The organism is Streptomyces sp. B8-7, from assembly GCF_058833805.1.
In genome coordinates this window covers 323,182-337,674 of sequence record NZ_JBYRRL010000002.1, presented here as the reverse complement: position 1 = coordinate 337,674, position 14,493 = coordinate 323,182, and the positions used below count along the sequence as shown (strand labels likewise).

Here is a 14,493-nt window from a genome sequence, read left to right as displayed (position 1 = left end):
GCCGTCACCGGAGGGCCCCGGCGGGCGGACCGGCCCGGCGGGTGCCGCGCCCGCGCCTGGTGCGGCATGCCGCGGACGGCCTCGAAGGCGCCGCCGGGGTCCGGTCCCCGGCGGCCGGCCGGCGCGTGTGCGCCGGACGTCCGGCCGCCCGGCCGCCGGGTCAGCCGCCGCGGGGGACGGCGGCGGCATCGTCCCCGGGGGCGGTCGCGCGGGGCCGCAGCCGGGCCGCCAGGACGGCCACGTCGTCCTCGGCGTGCTCGACGCCGAGCCGGGTCAGCAGGGTCTCCAGGACCTGCTCCACGCCCGGCTCGCCGGTGAAGTGCAGCCGGGTCAGCCGGTCGAGGGAGACGTCGATGTCCTCGCCGCGGTGCTCGACCAGCCCGTCGGTGAACAGCAGCAGGGTCTCGCCCTGGCCCAGCCGGTAGGTGCCCGCCTCGTACCCGCCGAGGCCGGTGCCGAGCGGAGGCCCGACCGGCACCGGCAGCAGGGTCGTCCCGCCGTGTGCGTCGATCACGGCGGGCGGCAGGTGCCCGGCGCTGGCCAGGGTGATCTGGCCGCGCGCGGGGTCGACGCGGGCGATCAGGCAGGTCGCCGGGCGCCGGTCGGGTTCGGCGGAGGCGAGGTCGTCCAGCTGGCGCAGCACCCGGTGCGGGGGCAGGTCGGCGGAGGCGATGTAGCGCAGCGACTGCCGGTAGGCGGTCATGTCCACCGCCGCCTCCACGCCGTGTCCCATGACGTCGCCGACGACGAGCAGGGTGCGGCCGAAGTGCAGCCGGACGGTCTCGCACCAGTCGCCGCCGACGAGCGTGCGCCGGCCCGCGGGCCGGTAGCGGATGGCGACGTCCAGGTTGGGGTGCGGGCGGCCGGGTTCGGCGAGCAGGGCGCGCTGCAGGTCGCCGACGATCCGGCTGACCCGGTCGTGTTCGCGGGCGTGCCGGATGTGGGAGGCGGCCCGCTCGGCCAGCAGGGCGAGCGACTCCGCCTCCGGGCGGGTGAACGGAGCCCCCTGGCGGCCGCAGACCAGGACGCCGTAGCGGTCGCCGCCGGTGGCCAGCGGCACGCACAGCGCGGGCCGGACCCGGCCGCCGGGGCCCGTCCCGGCCCGGCCGCGGCCGTGCCCGGGGTCCTCGGCGGCCACGGCGGCCGCCCAGCGGGGGTCGGGCAGCAGGCCCGCGTCACCGACGACGGCCTCGTAGGCCGGCCCGCCCTCGGTGCCGGCCCGCAGCAGCGCGGCCGCGCAGCCGGCGTAGGGGGCGACCGTCCGGGTCAGTTCCTCTCCGGTGGTCCGCTCGTCCAGTGTGGTGCCCACCTTGGCGACGGCCTCCCGCAGGGCGCCCGCACCGGTGCGCACGCCGGGCACCGGGGGCGGGCCGCCGCCCGGCCGGGCGGCGCGCGCCTCACGCGCCTCGCGCCGGTCCCGGCCGCCGGAGAGGGTCCTGCCGGGTCTTCGGGGCGAGTGGATCCACCGCGACACACTGAACACTCTAAAAGAGTGACAAACCGGAGCGCGGAAAGCACCGACCTCCTCCGCCGCCACCCCGGATCAGCCCCCGCCGGCCGCACACCTCACGGCTCGCCGTCACCCGGACGGTCCCGCCGCACGCCCCGCCGGGCACGCCCCACGCCTCGGACCCGGGCTGCGCCCCGTCGGGTACCAAGCCGTACGGCGCCTGCCGGGCGCGACGCCCTGCGGCCGGCCCCGTGCACCTCCTCGTCCCGCCGTACGTCCCGCCTCGCCGGGCGCGCCGCACCCGGCGCCGTGCGGGCCGGACGGAAGGCGGCCGGGCCGGTCGCGGCAGCACGGCCGCCCCGGGCCCGGCCCAGGCGCCGGGAGATGGTGTCCCGCCGGGTGGTGTAGGGGATCAAGGCAGCGGAATCCGCAGGTCGGAGACGGTGACTCGGACGGATCGGACGTTCAACCCGCTTCAGCGGGGCTTCCGGGGTTGCCGTCTCCACGGAGATCACCGTGGGCCTCGAACCGGAACGCGGAGCGCTTGATCCCCTACACCACTTCGCGGGGCACGACCCGCCGGGACACGTCCCGGGCCGCCGCATGCACCGGCGGGCCCGCCGCGTGCCCCACGAGAACCCGGTCCAGGCCACCACATGCACGACACGAACCCCGTCCAGCCCACCACGTGCACGACACGAACCCCGTCCAGGCCACGGGTGCACGACGAGAACCCGGTCCGGGCCACCGGGTGCACGACGAGAGCCCGCCCGCGGTGCCCGGCACGGCCCGGCGCCGCGTGCCGGGCACTCGCCCGGCACGGCCGTGGGGGGCGGCCGGCTCCCTTCCGCCGCGGGCCCGTCACCGTGTCGCCCAGCCGCCCGCGCCGCTTCCGCTGCGCGACACCGTGCCGTCACGCCGGACGGGGACCTTTCCGTCGTCCCCCTCCCCCAGGCCCCCTCCCCCCAGGTCCCCCTCCCCCAGGTGCCCCTCCCCCAGGTGCGCCTCCCCCGCCCCGTTTGCCTCCGTCCGCCCGGCGTGCCGCACGGGCGCGACGCGGAAGGACGACGTACGCCGTGACCATGCTGCCGATCGCCGGGCTCCCCCGGGCCCTCCCCGCTCCCGCCCGCTCACCCGCCGCCGCCCGCGCCCTGCGCCTTGCGGTGAGCCTCGCGCCTGTGGTGCTGATCGCCGTGTGGGCGGCGGTCGACTGGCGTGCCCTGCGCGACGGCGCCGCCCGTCTGGCCGCCGCCGACCCCGGCTGGCTGCTGGCCGCCGCGCTGTTCACCGGTCTGGGCTGGGTGGCGGCCGCCTGCGTCCGTCAGGGCGCCCTGCCCGAACGGCTGCCGCCGGGGCTGCTGCTCGCCTCGCAGTTCGCCGCGGGCGCCGCGAACCACGTGCTGCCGGCGTCCCTCGGGGCGCACGCCGTGACCCTGCGCTTCCTGCAGAACCGCGGAGTGCCGCTGGCCCGCGCGACGGCCTCGCTCGCGCTGTACTCGGCGGTCCGGCCGGTCGCGAAGACGGTCGTCCTGCTGGTGTTCGTGGCGGCGGCGCCGGGCCTGCTGCGGTTCGGGGACCTCGCGCCGGACGGCTGGGCCCTGCTGCTCACCGCGGGCGGGGCGCTGGCCGGGCTCGCCGCGGCCGCGGTGGCCGTCGCGGCCGTCCGGCCGCTGCGCCGTCCGGTGCTCGGCCTCCTGCGCGCGGCCCTGACGGACGCGCGGCTGCTGCACACCATGCCGAGCCGGTGTGTGCCGCTGTGGGCCGGAGCGGCCGCCACTCCGCTGCTGCAGGGCAGTGTGATCGCGTCCGTCGGGTTCGCGCTGGGCCTGCCGCTGTCATGGGCCCAGGTGGTCCTGGCGCTGCTGGTGGCGAGCACCGCGGTGGGTGCCGTGCCCGCGCCCGGCGGGATCGGCCCGGTCGATGCGGCGCTCGTGCTCACCATGGCCGCCTTCGGTGCCCCGGTGGGCCTGGCGACGGCCACGGTCGTCGGCTACCGCGTCCTGACGGTGTGGGTGCCGCTGCTGCCGGGCGCGCTGGTGCTGTCGGCCCTGGTCCAGCGCAAGGTGCTGTGAGGACGCGGCCCGGCTACCCCGGCCGGGCCGGCTGTCCGGCTCCCGGCGACGGGTGGCGGGCCGCGCCCGGCCGGGCGGTGCGGGCCGCGGTGACGAACCCGGCCGGCAGCATCCGTACGCCCCGGGGTCCGGCCACCGGGGTGCGCACGGCGACGGCCGCAGCGTGCCCTTCCCCCACCGGTACGTCCGTGACCTGCCAGCCCTCCGGGCCGGGTGTGCCGCCCGTCCCGCCGACGTAGTCGGCGTCGAGGGGCCGTGCGATGCCGGTGCCGAGGCCCTTGAGGTAGGCCTCCTTGCGCGCCCAGATCCGGCCGAAGGCCTCCGGCCCGTAGGCCTCGCCCGCGATCTCGCGGCGTTCCTGCGGATGCAGGACGGCGGTCAGGCCGGGCACGTCGGCGGCGGGCGGATACGGCTCCACGTCCACGCCGACCGGGAGGGGCGCCAACGCGATCAGCACCCAGTCGCCGCCGTGCGAGAGCGAGAAGTGCGGTGCGCCGGACGGCGTGCGCACGGCGGGCCTGCCGTGCGGCGCGTCGCAGCACGGGCACGGCTCGCGGAAGAAGACGAGGTCGGCGGGGGCCACCCCGAGGCGCGGGGCGAGCAGCCGGCGCAGCGCGATGTGGGCGGCGCCGTAGCGCACCCGGTCCACCGCGCGGCGCAGCTCCCGCAGCCGCTCGTGCTCCCCGGCGTCGAGTTCGCCCGGGTCGAGGACGTCCTCGGCGAGGGCGCCCACCGGGAGGGCCCACACCTCGACGGCGTCCACCGCCGCACCGGCCTCCGGCGGGACAGCCCCCGCCGCGACGCCGGTCACCGGGCGCTCCCGCCCGGGCGGGAGCGGCCTGTCCGCCATGCCACCGTCCCCGTCAGTCCTCGTCCGGTGCCAGCCGCAGGGCGATGGAGTTGATGCAGTACCGCTGGTTCGTCGGGGTGGGATACCCCTCCCCCTCGAACACGTGTCCGAGGTGCGATCCGCAGCGGGCACAGCGCACCTCGGTGCGCACCATGCCGTGGGAGCGGTCCTCGATGAGTTCCACCGCGTCGGACTCCCGCGGGTCGTAGAAGCTCGGCCAGCCGCAGTGGGAGTCGAACTTCGTCTCGGAGGTGAACAGTTCGGCGCCGCAGGCGCGGCAGGAGTAGACGCCCCGGGTCTTGGTGTCGGTGTACTCGCCGGTGAACGCCGGCTCGGTGGCGGCCTGGCGCAGCACGGCGTACTCGGACGGGGTCAGTTCCGTCCGCCACTGCTCGTCCGGCTTCTCGACGTCGTACGGCATGCGCCCTCATTCCTCACTCAGACGGACAGACGGTCCAGGATGAGCGGGCCGAGGTCGGTGACGTCGCCCGCTCCCATGGTGAGAACAAGATCCCCGGCCCGGGCCATTCCCGCGACCGCCCCGGGCACCCCGGCCTTGTCGTGGACGGCGGTGACGTCCGCGCCGGCCGCCCGCGCCGCCTCGATGATCAGCTCGCTGGTGACGCCGGGGACCGGGTCCTCGCGGGCCGGGTAGATGTCGAGGACCACGGAGGCGTCGGCGAGGGCGAGGGCCTGGCCCATCTCCTTGCCGAGTTCCTGGGTGCGGGAGTACAGGTGGGGCTGGAAGACGACGAGGATGCGGCCCTCGCCGGCCGCCGCGCGCATCGCCTCCAGGTCCGCGGTCATCTCGGTCGGGTGGTGCGCGTAGGAGTCGACGACCTGGACGCCGGCCGCCTCGCCCTTGAGCTGGAGGCGCCGCTTGACCCCGGTGTACGAGGCCAGCGCGGGTGCCAGTTCGGCCGCGGGGATGCCGAGCGCGACGCCCGCGGCGAGGGCGGCGACCGCGTTGTGCGCGTAGTGGCGGCCGGGCACGGACACCGTGAAGGTCAGCTCCGCGCCGTCCAGCAGGACGGTCACCTCGCTCCTCAGCCCCTGCGGCACCACCGACAGCACCCGGACGTCGGCGTCGGGTGCCTCGCCGTAGGTGACCGTCCGTACGGAGCCGCCGAGGCGCCGGGTGAGTTCGCGGGCGCCCTCCTGGTCGGCGGAGACCACCAGGGTGCCGCCGGGCACGATACGGCCGGCGAAGGTCTGGAACGACTCGTGGATCTCGTCCATGGACGCGTAGTTGGCGTGGTGGTCGAGTTCGACGTTGAGGACGATCGCGACCTCGGGGGCGTACTTGTGGAAGCTGCGGTCGCTCTCGTCCGCCTCGGCGACGAAGATCTCACCGGTGCCGTGCAGCGCGTTGGAACCGGGGGCGTCCAGGTCGCCTCCGATGGCGTAGGACGGCTTGCGGCCGAGCGTGCTCAGGGACACCGCGAGCATCGAGGTGGTGGTCGTCTTGCCGTGGGTGCCGGCCACCGCGAGCGGCCGCAGCCCCTCCATCAGCGCCGCGAGCGCGTCCGAACGGTGCACGACCGGGATGCCGAGCTCCGCGGCACGGGCCAGCTCCGGGTTGTCGGCGCGGATCGCCGAGGACACCACGACGCAGCTCGCGTCGTCGGCCAGGTGCTCCGCCGCGTGTCCGAGGTGCACGGTCGCGCCCAGTGCGCGCAGTGCGTCGGCGGTCGCCGAGTCGCGGGCGTCGCTGCCCGCGACGCGGGCCCCGCGCTGCGCCAGGATCTTCGCGATCCCGGACATCCCGGCACCACCGATACCGATGAAGTGCGGACGCTCCATGGCGACAGGAAGCCCGGATGCCATGCGTGTTCTCCCCTTGGTTCGAGCTGTTCGAGCTGGTTCGAGCTGGTTCGACCTGGTTCAGGACGACGGGTCCCCCCACCGGCCACGAGGAGACACCCCACCCTAATGGCTGCCGCCCGCCCCCCGGCGCCCGAAGGCGCGCGGGGAACACGCAACCACTTCCCGACGCCGCGACACACCGACACCCAAGGCGCGCAGGGAGACACGCAACCACTTCCCGACGCCGCAGCACACCCACACCCAAGGGGCGCGGGGAACTGCGCGACCAGCCACGACGGCGCAACACGTCACCACCCCCGACACCACCGAGCCACTCCCACCACCACACCCCAAGGCGCGCGGGGAACACGCAACCACTTCCCGACGCCGCAGCACACCCACACCCAAGGGGCGCGGGGAACTGCGCGACCAGCCACGACGGCGCAGCACGTCACCCCGCGCAGGCCCCGCCGGACAGGCCCCCGCACCGGCCCCGCCCCTCCGGCGGAGCTACTCGCGGCTGTGCGAGAACAGCTTCAGCACCGGCACCCCCACCTTGTGCCGCGCCCGGGAAGCCCAGTCCCGGTGGAAGAACTCCTCCACGTAGTGGGGGTCGGTCAGCACGATGACCTCGTCCGCACCCACCTCGCCCACCAGCACCTTCAGCGCGTCCAGCGGATGATCCTCCACCAGGCGCCCCTCCGCCTCACCTCCCGCGGCACGCAGCGCGGTCAAGGACACCTCCAGCGCCTTCTCGCCGACGCTGAGCGCCTCGTCCCCCTCCGGCGTGTCCCCCTCCCGCACCGCCTCGTCCAGTTCCCCGAGGGCGATGTCGTCGATGGCACGCAGCAACCGGTCCGCCTGCTCGCCTCGCGGCTGAAGCAGTACGTGGAAGGACACCTGCTCGTCTCCGTGCAAGGTGGTGACGAACTCCACGTCGGCGGACGTCAGGGCCTTCTCGATCATCAAAACGCTTGTGAACACCAGCGCCCCTTCTTGTCCGAGGGCCCGTGGGCCCTCCGTCCTGCGTGGGCCGGCCAGGCCCTGCGGAAACCATCCTGCCCCGTGATCGCACGGGTACTGCCGGTCCTAGTGTGCCCAGCGGAAGCAAAACGGAACGAATGATTCCGCTGATTTCACGGCCGGCGGTACCGACCGAACAGGAACCCGGCCTCCTCCAGGAGGGAAACGAGTTCGAACCGTCGCGGTACGGCGACCGCGGGACCGCCCGCGATGCGCTGCGCGTCGCCCGCGGTGAGCATCGGCGAGACGGTCAGGCACAGCTCGTCGAGCACCCCGGCCGCGATCAGCTGGCCCAGCAGCCGCGGCCCGCCCTCGGTCAGGACGCGGCGGTGGCCCAGCTCGCCGAGCGCCCGCACGGCGCGCGCGGGGTCCACCCCGGCCTGGTCGCCGGCGACCACGACCAGCGCCCCGGCCTTCCGCGCGGCCTCGACCCGGTCCGCCGGGGCCGCGGCGCCGGTCAGGACGACGGTGGGGACCAGGGGGGAGGCGAACAGCGGTAGCGAGAAGTCGAGGTCCAGGCTCGCCGAGACCACGGCGATGGCGGGCGCGGGGGCCTGACCGGCGGCCTCCCGCAGGGCGGCGAACTCCGCCCGCGCGCGTCCGGGACGGTAACCCTCCTGGCGTACCGTTTCAGCACCCACCAGGACCACATCGGCCAGCGCCCGCAGCGTGCCGAAGACCCGCATGTCGGCCGCGCAGGAGATCGGCTGGGACCGTCCGCCGTGCTGAGCAGCACCGTCCAGCGTGGAGACCATGTTGGCCCGCACCCACACCCGCGGTCCCGGGTCCGTGCCGGGGTCCGCGCCCGCCTCCGGCCCCGGCACGCCCTCCGGGTAGGCGTAGGCGGCCGCCAGCTCGGCGAGGCTCCACTCGCGGTCGGCTCCGGCGGCGGGGCCCGCGGCCCCTTCGCCGCCGCCGGCAGCGGCGTCCCGGGCGGCCCCGCCGGCCCCGCCCCGGTCGGCCGCACCCCGGGTTCCGGGCGCCCAGGGCCCCTCGGCGCCGCCCTCCTCGCCGCGTACCGCGGGTGCGGCCGGCGGGGCGGGGGCTGCTGTTTCGTCGGTCACAGGGAACAGGCGTCGCATGCCAGGCAGTGTTCCACGCGGCATAAGCTGGGGAACCGTGTCGTCCTCCTCCACCGCCTCCGGGCTCCACCCGATAGCCGACGCGGCCCCGCTGTCCCTGTGCGCCCGCGAGCCGCACGTCCCCGCGGACCGGCTGGTCGCCGAGATGGTGCCGCCGCCGCGGTTCGACGCGGTGCGCTTCAGCACGTACATCCCCGACCCCGCCCAGCCCAGTCAGACCGAGGCCGTCGGCGTCCTGGAGGGCTTCGCGGCCGGCCTGGGCGGCGCGCACGCCACCGGCGCCGGCCGGCGCGGCTTCCTCGGCTTCGGCCGGGCGAAGGCCCCGAAGACCCCGGCCGGGCCGCGCGGGGTGTACCTGGACGGCGGCTACGGCGTCGGCAAGACCCACCTGCTGGCGTCCCTGTGGCACGCCGCTCCCGCCGAACCGTCCCTCAAGGCCTTCGGCACCTTCGTGGAGCTGACGAACCTGGTCGGTGCCCTCGGCTTCCAGCAGACGGTGCGGACGCTGTCCGGGCACCGCCTGCTGTGCATCGACGAGTTCGAGCTGGACGACCCGGGCGACACCGTCCTGGTCTCCACGCTGCTGGGCAGACTGGTCGACGCGGGCGTCGCACTCGCCGCCACCTCCAACACCCTGCCGGGCAGGCTCGGCGAGGGCCGGTTCGCGGCCGCCGACTTCCTGCGCGAGATCCAGGGCCTGTCCGCGCACTTCCGCGCCCAGCGCATCGACGGCGAGGACTACCGCCACCGCGGTCTGCCCGAGGCCCCGGCACCGTACTCCGACGAGCAGGTCACCCAGGCCGCGTACGCCACGCCGGGCGCCTCGCTCGACGACTTCCCCCACCTCCTGGAGCACCTCGCCCGCGTCCACCCGAGCCGCTACGGCGCCCTGACCGACGGCCTCGGGGCGGTCTGCCTGACCGGTGTGACGCCGGTCCCGGACCAGTCGACGGCGCTGCGGCTGGTCGTCCTGGCCGACCGGCTCTACGACCGGGAGGTGCCGGTGCTGGCCTCCGGCATGCCGTTCGACCGGCTGTTCGGCGAGGACATGCTGAAGGGCGGCTACCGCAAGAAGTACTTCCGGGCCATCTCCCGTCTCACCGCGCTGGCCCGCGACGCCCAGCGGCTCACCCGCCCCTGAGTGCCGCCGCCCCGGCCTGCCGGGCGCCCGCGGCCACCGGCATCCGGTCCGGCACCCGGGCATACCCCGGCAGAACCGGGAAACCCGGGATGCGGACGAGGAGGTCGCCATGCTGGAGGAGCTGCTGGCGGTGATCGCGGGGGTCGGGGCGGCCGCGCTGGTGTACCTCGCGGCGGCGGCCCGCGTGGTGAAGCAGTACGAGCGCGGAGTGGTCTTCCGGCTCGGCCGGGTGCGCGGCGCGCCCCGCGGGCCGGGACTGACCCTGATCGTGCCCGCCGTGGACCGCATCCACCGGGTGAACCTGCAGATCGTGACCCTGCCCGTGCCCGCGCAGGAGGGCATCACCCGCGACAACGTCACGGTGCGGGTCGACGCGGTCGTGTACTTCAGGGTCGTGGACGCGCAGGCCGCGATCGTCAACGTGGAGGACTACCGCTTCGCCGTCTCCCAGATGGCGCAGACCTCGCTGCGGTCCATCATCGGCAAGAGCGACCTGGACGACCTGCTGTCCAACCGGGAGAAGCTCAACGAGGGCCTGGAACTGATGATCGACAGCCCGGCCATCGGCTGGGGCGTGCAGATCGACCGCGTCGAGATCAAGGACGTCTCCCTGCCGGACACCATGAAGCGCTCGATGGCCCGCCAGGCCGAGGCCGACCGGGAGCGCCGGGCGCGGGTCATCAACGCCGACGCCGAACTCCAGGCGTCGAGGAAGCTCGCCGAGGCCGCGCAGCAGATGGCCGACACCCCCTCGGCGCTCCAACTGCGGCTGCTGCAGACCGTGGTGGCGGTGGCCGCCGAGAAGAACTCCACCCTGGTGCTGCCGTTCCCCGTGGAGCTGCTGCGCTTCCTGGAGCGGGCCCAGCAGACCCCGCCGGAGGCGTGACCTGCCCGGCGGGCGCCCTCCGGGCCGGGCCCCGCGGACCGGGCCACCGGACGCCGCCGACCGTGCGGTGGGGCGGGCCGCCCGGGTGACTCCCGCCCGGCACCGGCGCCCGGACGGCGCGGACTACCGGGGGACGCGGGCCGCCCGCCGTACGTTCGTACGGTGATCATCTCCGTACGGTCCGAGCGCCCCAGCCCGCCCCGACGCCTCCGCGGACCCGACCGCCGGCTGCGCGGGATCCGCCGTGCCGCCGCGCTGTGCGTGCTGGCCGCCGCCCTCGGCGCGTGCGGCACGCCGTCCGGGTCACCGCAGGGCGCCGCCCCGCCGGCGCCGCACGGCGCGAGCCCCGCGACGCCGCTCGGCACCCCCTCCGGGCCGGCCCGCAGCGCCGCCGGCGGGGCCGCCCGCCCGGCGCCCTCCGCCGCCCCGTCCCGGCCGCCCACCCTGGCCCCGGGCCCGGCCGGCCTGACCCCCGTCTTCCGCAACGGCCCGCGCGGTGCGGCGAAGACCGTCGCGCTGACCTTCGACGCCGACATGACCGCCGGCCAGGGCGAACGCGCCGCGGCGGGCGAGCGCTTCGACAACCCCGGGCTGATCGCCACGCTGCGCACCCTGAAGGTCCCGGCGACCGTGTTCATGACCGGCCGGTGGGCCGAGCAGTACCCGGGCCAGGCACGCGGCATCGCCCGGGACCCGCTCTTCGAGGTCGCCAACCACTCCTACAGCCACTACGCGTTCACCGGCGACTGCTACGGGCTGCCCACGCTGCCCGCCGACCGGATGCGCGCCGACGTCGAGCGGGCGTACACCGCGTTCCGCGCGGTGGGCGTACCGGACGCGATGCCGTACTTCCGCTTCCCCGGCGGCTGCTACGACCACCGGGCGCTGCGCGCGATCGCCCCGGCCGGGGTGACGGCCGTGCAGTGGGACGTGGTGGGCGGCGACGCGTTCGCCACCGACGCGGACGCGGTGGCACGGCAGGTCCTGGACGGCGTCCGGCCGGGCTCGGTCGTGGTGCTGCACTGCACCCGCAGCGCGGCCCCGGCCACCGAGCGGGCGGTGCGGACCGTCGTCCCGGAACTGCGGCGGCGGGGGTACCGGTTCGTGAGGGTCTCGCAGCTCGTCGGGGAGGCCGGGCGGGCCCCGCTCGGCCCGAGCACGCCGTCCGCCGCGCCACCTGCCACTCGCACACCGGGCACAGGGTGATCCCCGGTACGGCTCCTGCCACTCGCACACCGGGCCAGGGTGATGCCCCGGTACGACTCCGGGTACCCGGTCGGCTCCCGGCACCGCACGCACTCCGCGTACGGCGGCCCGTACCGTGTCCCGTCCGCCGGCCGCGGCCCGTCGCCGCCGGTCAGGCAGTGATCGTCGCTCAGGTCCCCGGCGCAGGCCGACCCGCGGCACGGCAGACCGGGCGGACCCGCACCACGGTCCCGGCGGTCCCGGCGGTCCCGGCGGTCCGCGCGGTCCGGGGCGGTTGGCACACTGGGGGACGTGACCAGTGACAGTCCCTTCCGTTCCGAGCCCGGTTCCCGCGACCTGGCACCGCAGTACGTGCTGCCCCTCGTCGTCCGCATCGAGCGGGACGCACCGCCCGCCCGCACGGACGCCCTGGAGACGGCCGCGCGGGCGGTGCTCACCCTCCTCGGCGACCCGCGGTCGCTCGGCGACGGCCCCTGGGCGCGGGCGGTGAGCGCCTGGCAGGACGCCCGGATCCGGAAGGTCGTACGGCGGGCCCGGGGCGCCGAGTGGCGGCGCGCCGAGGCGCTCGACGGCATCACGGTGACGGGCGGGACCGCCCGGGTGCGGGTCTACCCGCCGGTGCCCCTGGACGGCTGGCCCAAGGACCTCGCCCGGCTCCAGGTGTCGGGCACCGACCTGGACGATCCGCAGGCGCCGCCCGCGCCCGACGGCGGCGCCCCGGTGCTGTGGACGAACCCCGGGGTCCGTATGACGGCCGGCAAGGCGATGGCCCAGGCCGGTCACGGCGCCCAGCTGGCCTGGTGGGAGCTGACGGCGCAGCAGCGCGCCGCCTGGCGCGCGGCCGGCTTCCCGCTGTCCGTGCGCACCGCCGAACCCGCCCGGTGGCGCGACCTCGTCTCCACCGAGCGCCCGCTGGTGCGGGACGCGGGTTTCACCGAGATCGCCCCCGGGCTGACCGTCGCGGTCGAGGGGCACACCCGCGTCGGGGCGCTGCCCGGAGCGCACCGGGTGCAGGCCGCCGGCCCCGTGCCGGGAGGCGAACCTCAAATGTTGCTCTGAAACCCTCTTCCGCGGGTTCGGGTCCCCGGCCCCGGGGCCATACCCCCACCACGGGTGCCGGACGTCTCGGCATGCGCGGACCACGCAGGGGGAGGGCCATGGTGCGGCTGGGGACGGGGATCGGCTGGCGGCCGGAGATCGCGGACGCCGTGGAGGCGATGGCGGGCATCGACTGGGTCGAGGTCGTCGCGGAGAACGTCTGCCCCGGGCATCTGCCCGACTCGCTGCGGCGGCTGGCCGCCCGCGGGGTGACCGTCGTCCCGCACGGGGTGTCGCTGGGCCTGGGCGGCGCCGACCGGCCGGACGAGGGGCGGCTGACCGCGCTCGCCGAACGCGCCGAGGCGCTGCGGGCGCCGCTGGTCACCGAGCACATCGCGTTCGTCCGCGCGGGCGGCCCGCTGACCGCGTCCCCGCGGCTGGAGGCGGGCCATCTGCTGCCCGTGCCGCGCACCCGCGACGCCCTCGACGTCCTGTGCGCCAACATCCGCCTCGCCCAGCAGGTCCTGCCCGTCCCGCTGGCGGTCGAGAACATCGCGGCGCTGATCTCCTGGCCGGGCGAGGAGCTGACCGAGGGCCAGTTCCTCTACGAACTCGCCGACCGCACCGGCGTACGCCTGCTGATCGACGTGGCCAACCTGCACACCAACCACGTCAACCGTGGCGAGGACCCTGCCGAGGCGCTCGCCGGCCTGCCGCTGGAGGCCATCGCCTACGTCCACGTCGCGGGCGGCTTCGAGCGGGACGGGGTCTGGCACGACAGCCACGCGCACCCGGTCCCCCGCCCCGTCCTCGGCATCCTCACCGACCTGGCCTCCCGCGTCCGCCCGCCGGGCGTCCTCCTCGAACGCGACGACGACTTCCCCGAAGCGGCCGGGCTGGAGCGGGAGCTGGACTCGATACGGCAGGCCGTCGCGGCCGGCCTCACCCGCCGCGAGCCCGGCGGGGAACGCACCGCCCGGCCCGCCGGGGCTCCGCGCCCGCGGCGGGGCGCGGACGGGCGCGCCCCCGGCGTCGTCCGGCGTCCGGTGCCGGCCCCCGGCCCGGCGGCGGACGGTGCGGCGCCCCCGGACGGCACCACCGCCCCCGCACTCACGGCCGCGGTGCCGCCCGCACCCTCCGCGGACGGCACCGTGCCCCCGGACGACATCACGGCCGCGGACGGCACCGTGCCCCCGGACGGCGTCACGGCCGCGGACGGCACCGTGCCCCCGGACGGCGTCACGGCCGCGGACGGCACCGTGCCCCCGGACGGCCTCGCGGCCGCGGACGGCGCTACGGATGCTCCCCCGGTCGCGGCGGCCTCCCTCCCCGCCCCCGGTTCCACCACGGGCGGATCCCCCGGCCGGGCGCCCGGCGACGCCGTCCGGCAGCGGCTCGGGCTCGCCCAGGCGGCCCTGCTGTCGGCCCTGGTGGCCGGAACGCCCGTGCCCGAAGGGTTCGACCGGGCGCGGCTGCGGGTGCAGTCACGGGCGCTCGCCGGGAAGCGGGCGGACGTCGTGGCCAAGGTCGCGCCGGAACTGCCGGTGATCCTGGGGGACGGCTACCGGGCGGCCTTCCTCGGCTACGCCCGGCGGCGCCCCATGGCGGACGGCTACCGGCACGACGCCCTCGCCTTCGCCGAGCATCTGCTGCGCCACGGCGGGCCGGACGGCGCCCGCGCCCGGCGGGAGCTGCGCACCTGGTGGCTCGACCGGTCGGGCCCGGCACCGCGCCGCCGCCCGCGCACCCGGCTGGCGCGCGCCACCCGTTCGGTGCTGCTGCGCCGCTGACCCCTCGCCCCGCCGCCGTGCCGCCCGCCACCCCGGCCCGGCCCGCGCGCCGGGGCCCTGCCCTCGCCTGCCCGCGCCCGCCCGCGCCCGCCCGCGCCGGGCGGGCGGTCGCCGCACGCCACGGCCCCGTCCCGTCCCGACACGCCGTC

The 14,493-nt window shown here is 76.7% G+C and carries 12 protein-coding genes and 1 pseudogene; 6 read left to right on the top strand and 7 right to left on the bottom strand.

What is annotated here, in order from left to right:
* Positions 1-160 precede the first annotated feature (160 nt).
* Entirely contained in the window at positions 161-1,474 is a 1,314-nt protein-coding gene (locus tag AC5K6T_RS10275) for a PP2C family protein-serine/threonine phosphatase (protein ID WP_493207763.1), read from the bottom strand.
* A gap of 1,052 nt (positions 1,475-2,526) precedes the next feature.
* Between AC5K6T_RS10275 and AC5K6T_RS10270 the strand changes: the two genes are divergently transcribed.
* The gene (locus tag AC5K6T_RS10270) at positions 2,527-3,522 is read left to right on the top strand and encodes a lysylphosphatidylglycerol synthase transmembrane domain-containing protein (protein WP_493207761.1); all 996 of its coding nucleotides are present in this window, start codon (positions 2,527-2,529) and stop codon (positions 3,520-3,522) included.
* Between the two features lie 13 nt (positions 3,523-3,535).
* On the opposite strand, the gene AC5K6T_RS10265 is transcribed toward AC5K6T_RS10270, so the two are convergent.
* The 5 genes from AC5K6T_RS10265 to AC5K6T_RS10245 all read right to left on the bottom strand — a co-directional run bounded on the left by AC5K6T_RS10265 (position 3,536) and on the right by AC5K6T_RS10245 (position 8,283).
* Entirely contained in the window at positions 3,536-4,333 is a 798-nt protein-coding gene (locus AC5K6T_RS10265; RefSeq protein ID WP_493207758.1) for a 4'-phosphopantetheinyl transferase family protein, read from the bottom strand.
* A gap of 52 nt (positions 4,334-4,385) precedes the next feature.
* Positions 4,386-4,793 (bottom strand): peptide-methionine (R)-S-oxide reductase MsrB, encoded by a 408-nt coding sequence (gene msrB / locus AC5K6T_RS10260; protein WP_493207756.1) that lies wholly within the window; start codon positions 4,791-4,793, stop codon positions 4,386-4,388.
* A gap of 17 nt (positions 4,794-4,810) precedes the next feature.
* Positions 4,811-6,199 (bottom strand): UDP-N-acetylmuramate--L-alanine ligase, encoded by a 1,389-nt coding sequence (murC, locus tag AC5K6T_RS10255; protein WP_493207754.1) that lies wholly within the window; start codon positions 6,197-6,199, stop codon positions 4,811-4,813.
* 489 nt (positions 6,200-6,688) lie between these two features.
* Positions 6,689-7,162 carry an indole-3-glycerol phosphate synthase gene (locus AC5K6T_RS10250; protein WP_493207752.1) on the bottom strand — a complete coding sequence of 158 codons (474 nt, stop codon included), beginning with the start codon at positions 7,160-7,162 and terminating at the stop codon, positions 6,689-6,691.
* A 152-nt stretch (positions 7,163-7,314) separates the two neighbouring features.
* Positions 7,315-8,283 carry a pyrimidine reductase family protein gene (locus tag AC5K6T_RS10245; protein ID WP_493207750.1) on the bottom strand — a complete coding sequence of 323 codons (969 nt, stop codon included), beginning with the start codon at positions 8,281-8,283 and terminating at the stop codon, positions 7,315-7,317.
* 37 nt (positions 8,284-8,320) lie between these two features.
* Here AC5K6T_RS10245 and zapE point away from each other — a divergent pair, with 37 nt between their 5' ends.
* From zapE to AC5K6T_RS10230, 3 genes are all read left to right on the top strand, one after another.
* Entirely contained in the window at positions 8,321-9,424 is a 1,104-nt protein-coding gene (zapE, locus tag AC5K6T_RS10240) for a cell division protein ZapE (protein WP_493207748.1), read from the top strand.
* A gap of 109 nt (positions 9,425-9,533) precedes the next feature.
* Complete coding sequence (locus AC5K6T_RS10235) at positions 9,534-10,310, top strand: slipin family protein (RefSeq protein WP_493207746.1); 777 nt, start codon at positions 9,534-9,536, stop codon at positions 10,308-10,310.
* Between the two features lie 228 nt (positions 10,311-10,538).
* Positions 10,539-11,516 carry a polysaccharide deacetylase family protein gene (locus AC5K6T_RS10230; protein ID WP_493209271.1) on the top strand — a complete coding sequence of 326 codons (978 nt, stop codon included), beginning with the start codon at positions 10,539-10,541 and terminating at the stop codon, positions 11,514-11,516.
* Here AC5K6T_RS10230 and AC5K6T_RS10225 read toward each other — a convergent pair.
* Positions 11,461-11,689 (bottom strand): annotated as a pseudogene (locus tag AC5K6T_RS10225) (hypothetical protein); the annotation flags it as partial. The gene AC5K6T_RS10230 and the pseudogene AC5K6T_RS10225 sit on opposite strands and share 56 nt — an antisense overlap.
* 118 nt (positions 11,690-11,807) lie before the next feature.
* On the opposite strand from AC5K6T_RS10225, the gene AC5K6T_RS10220 reads away from it, so the two are divergent.
* Both AC5K6T_RS10220 and AC5K6T_RS10215 read left to right on the top strand, forming a co-directional pair.
* A complete protein-coding gene (locus AC5K6T_RS10220; RefSeq protein ID WP_493207744.1) occupies positions 11,808-12,575 on the top strand; it encodes a peptidyl-tRNA hydrolase in 768 nt (255 codons plus the stop codon).
* Between the two features lie 98 nt (positions 12,576-12,673).
* Positions 12,674-14,344, top strand: coding sequence for an MbnB/TglH/ChrH family RiPP precursor modification enzyme (locus AC5K6T_RS10215; protein WP_493207742.1), 1,671 nt, complete (start codon positions 12,674-12,676; stop codon positions 14,342-14,344).
* The last annotated feature ends 149 nt before the right edge of the window (positions 14,345-14,493 follow it).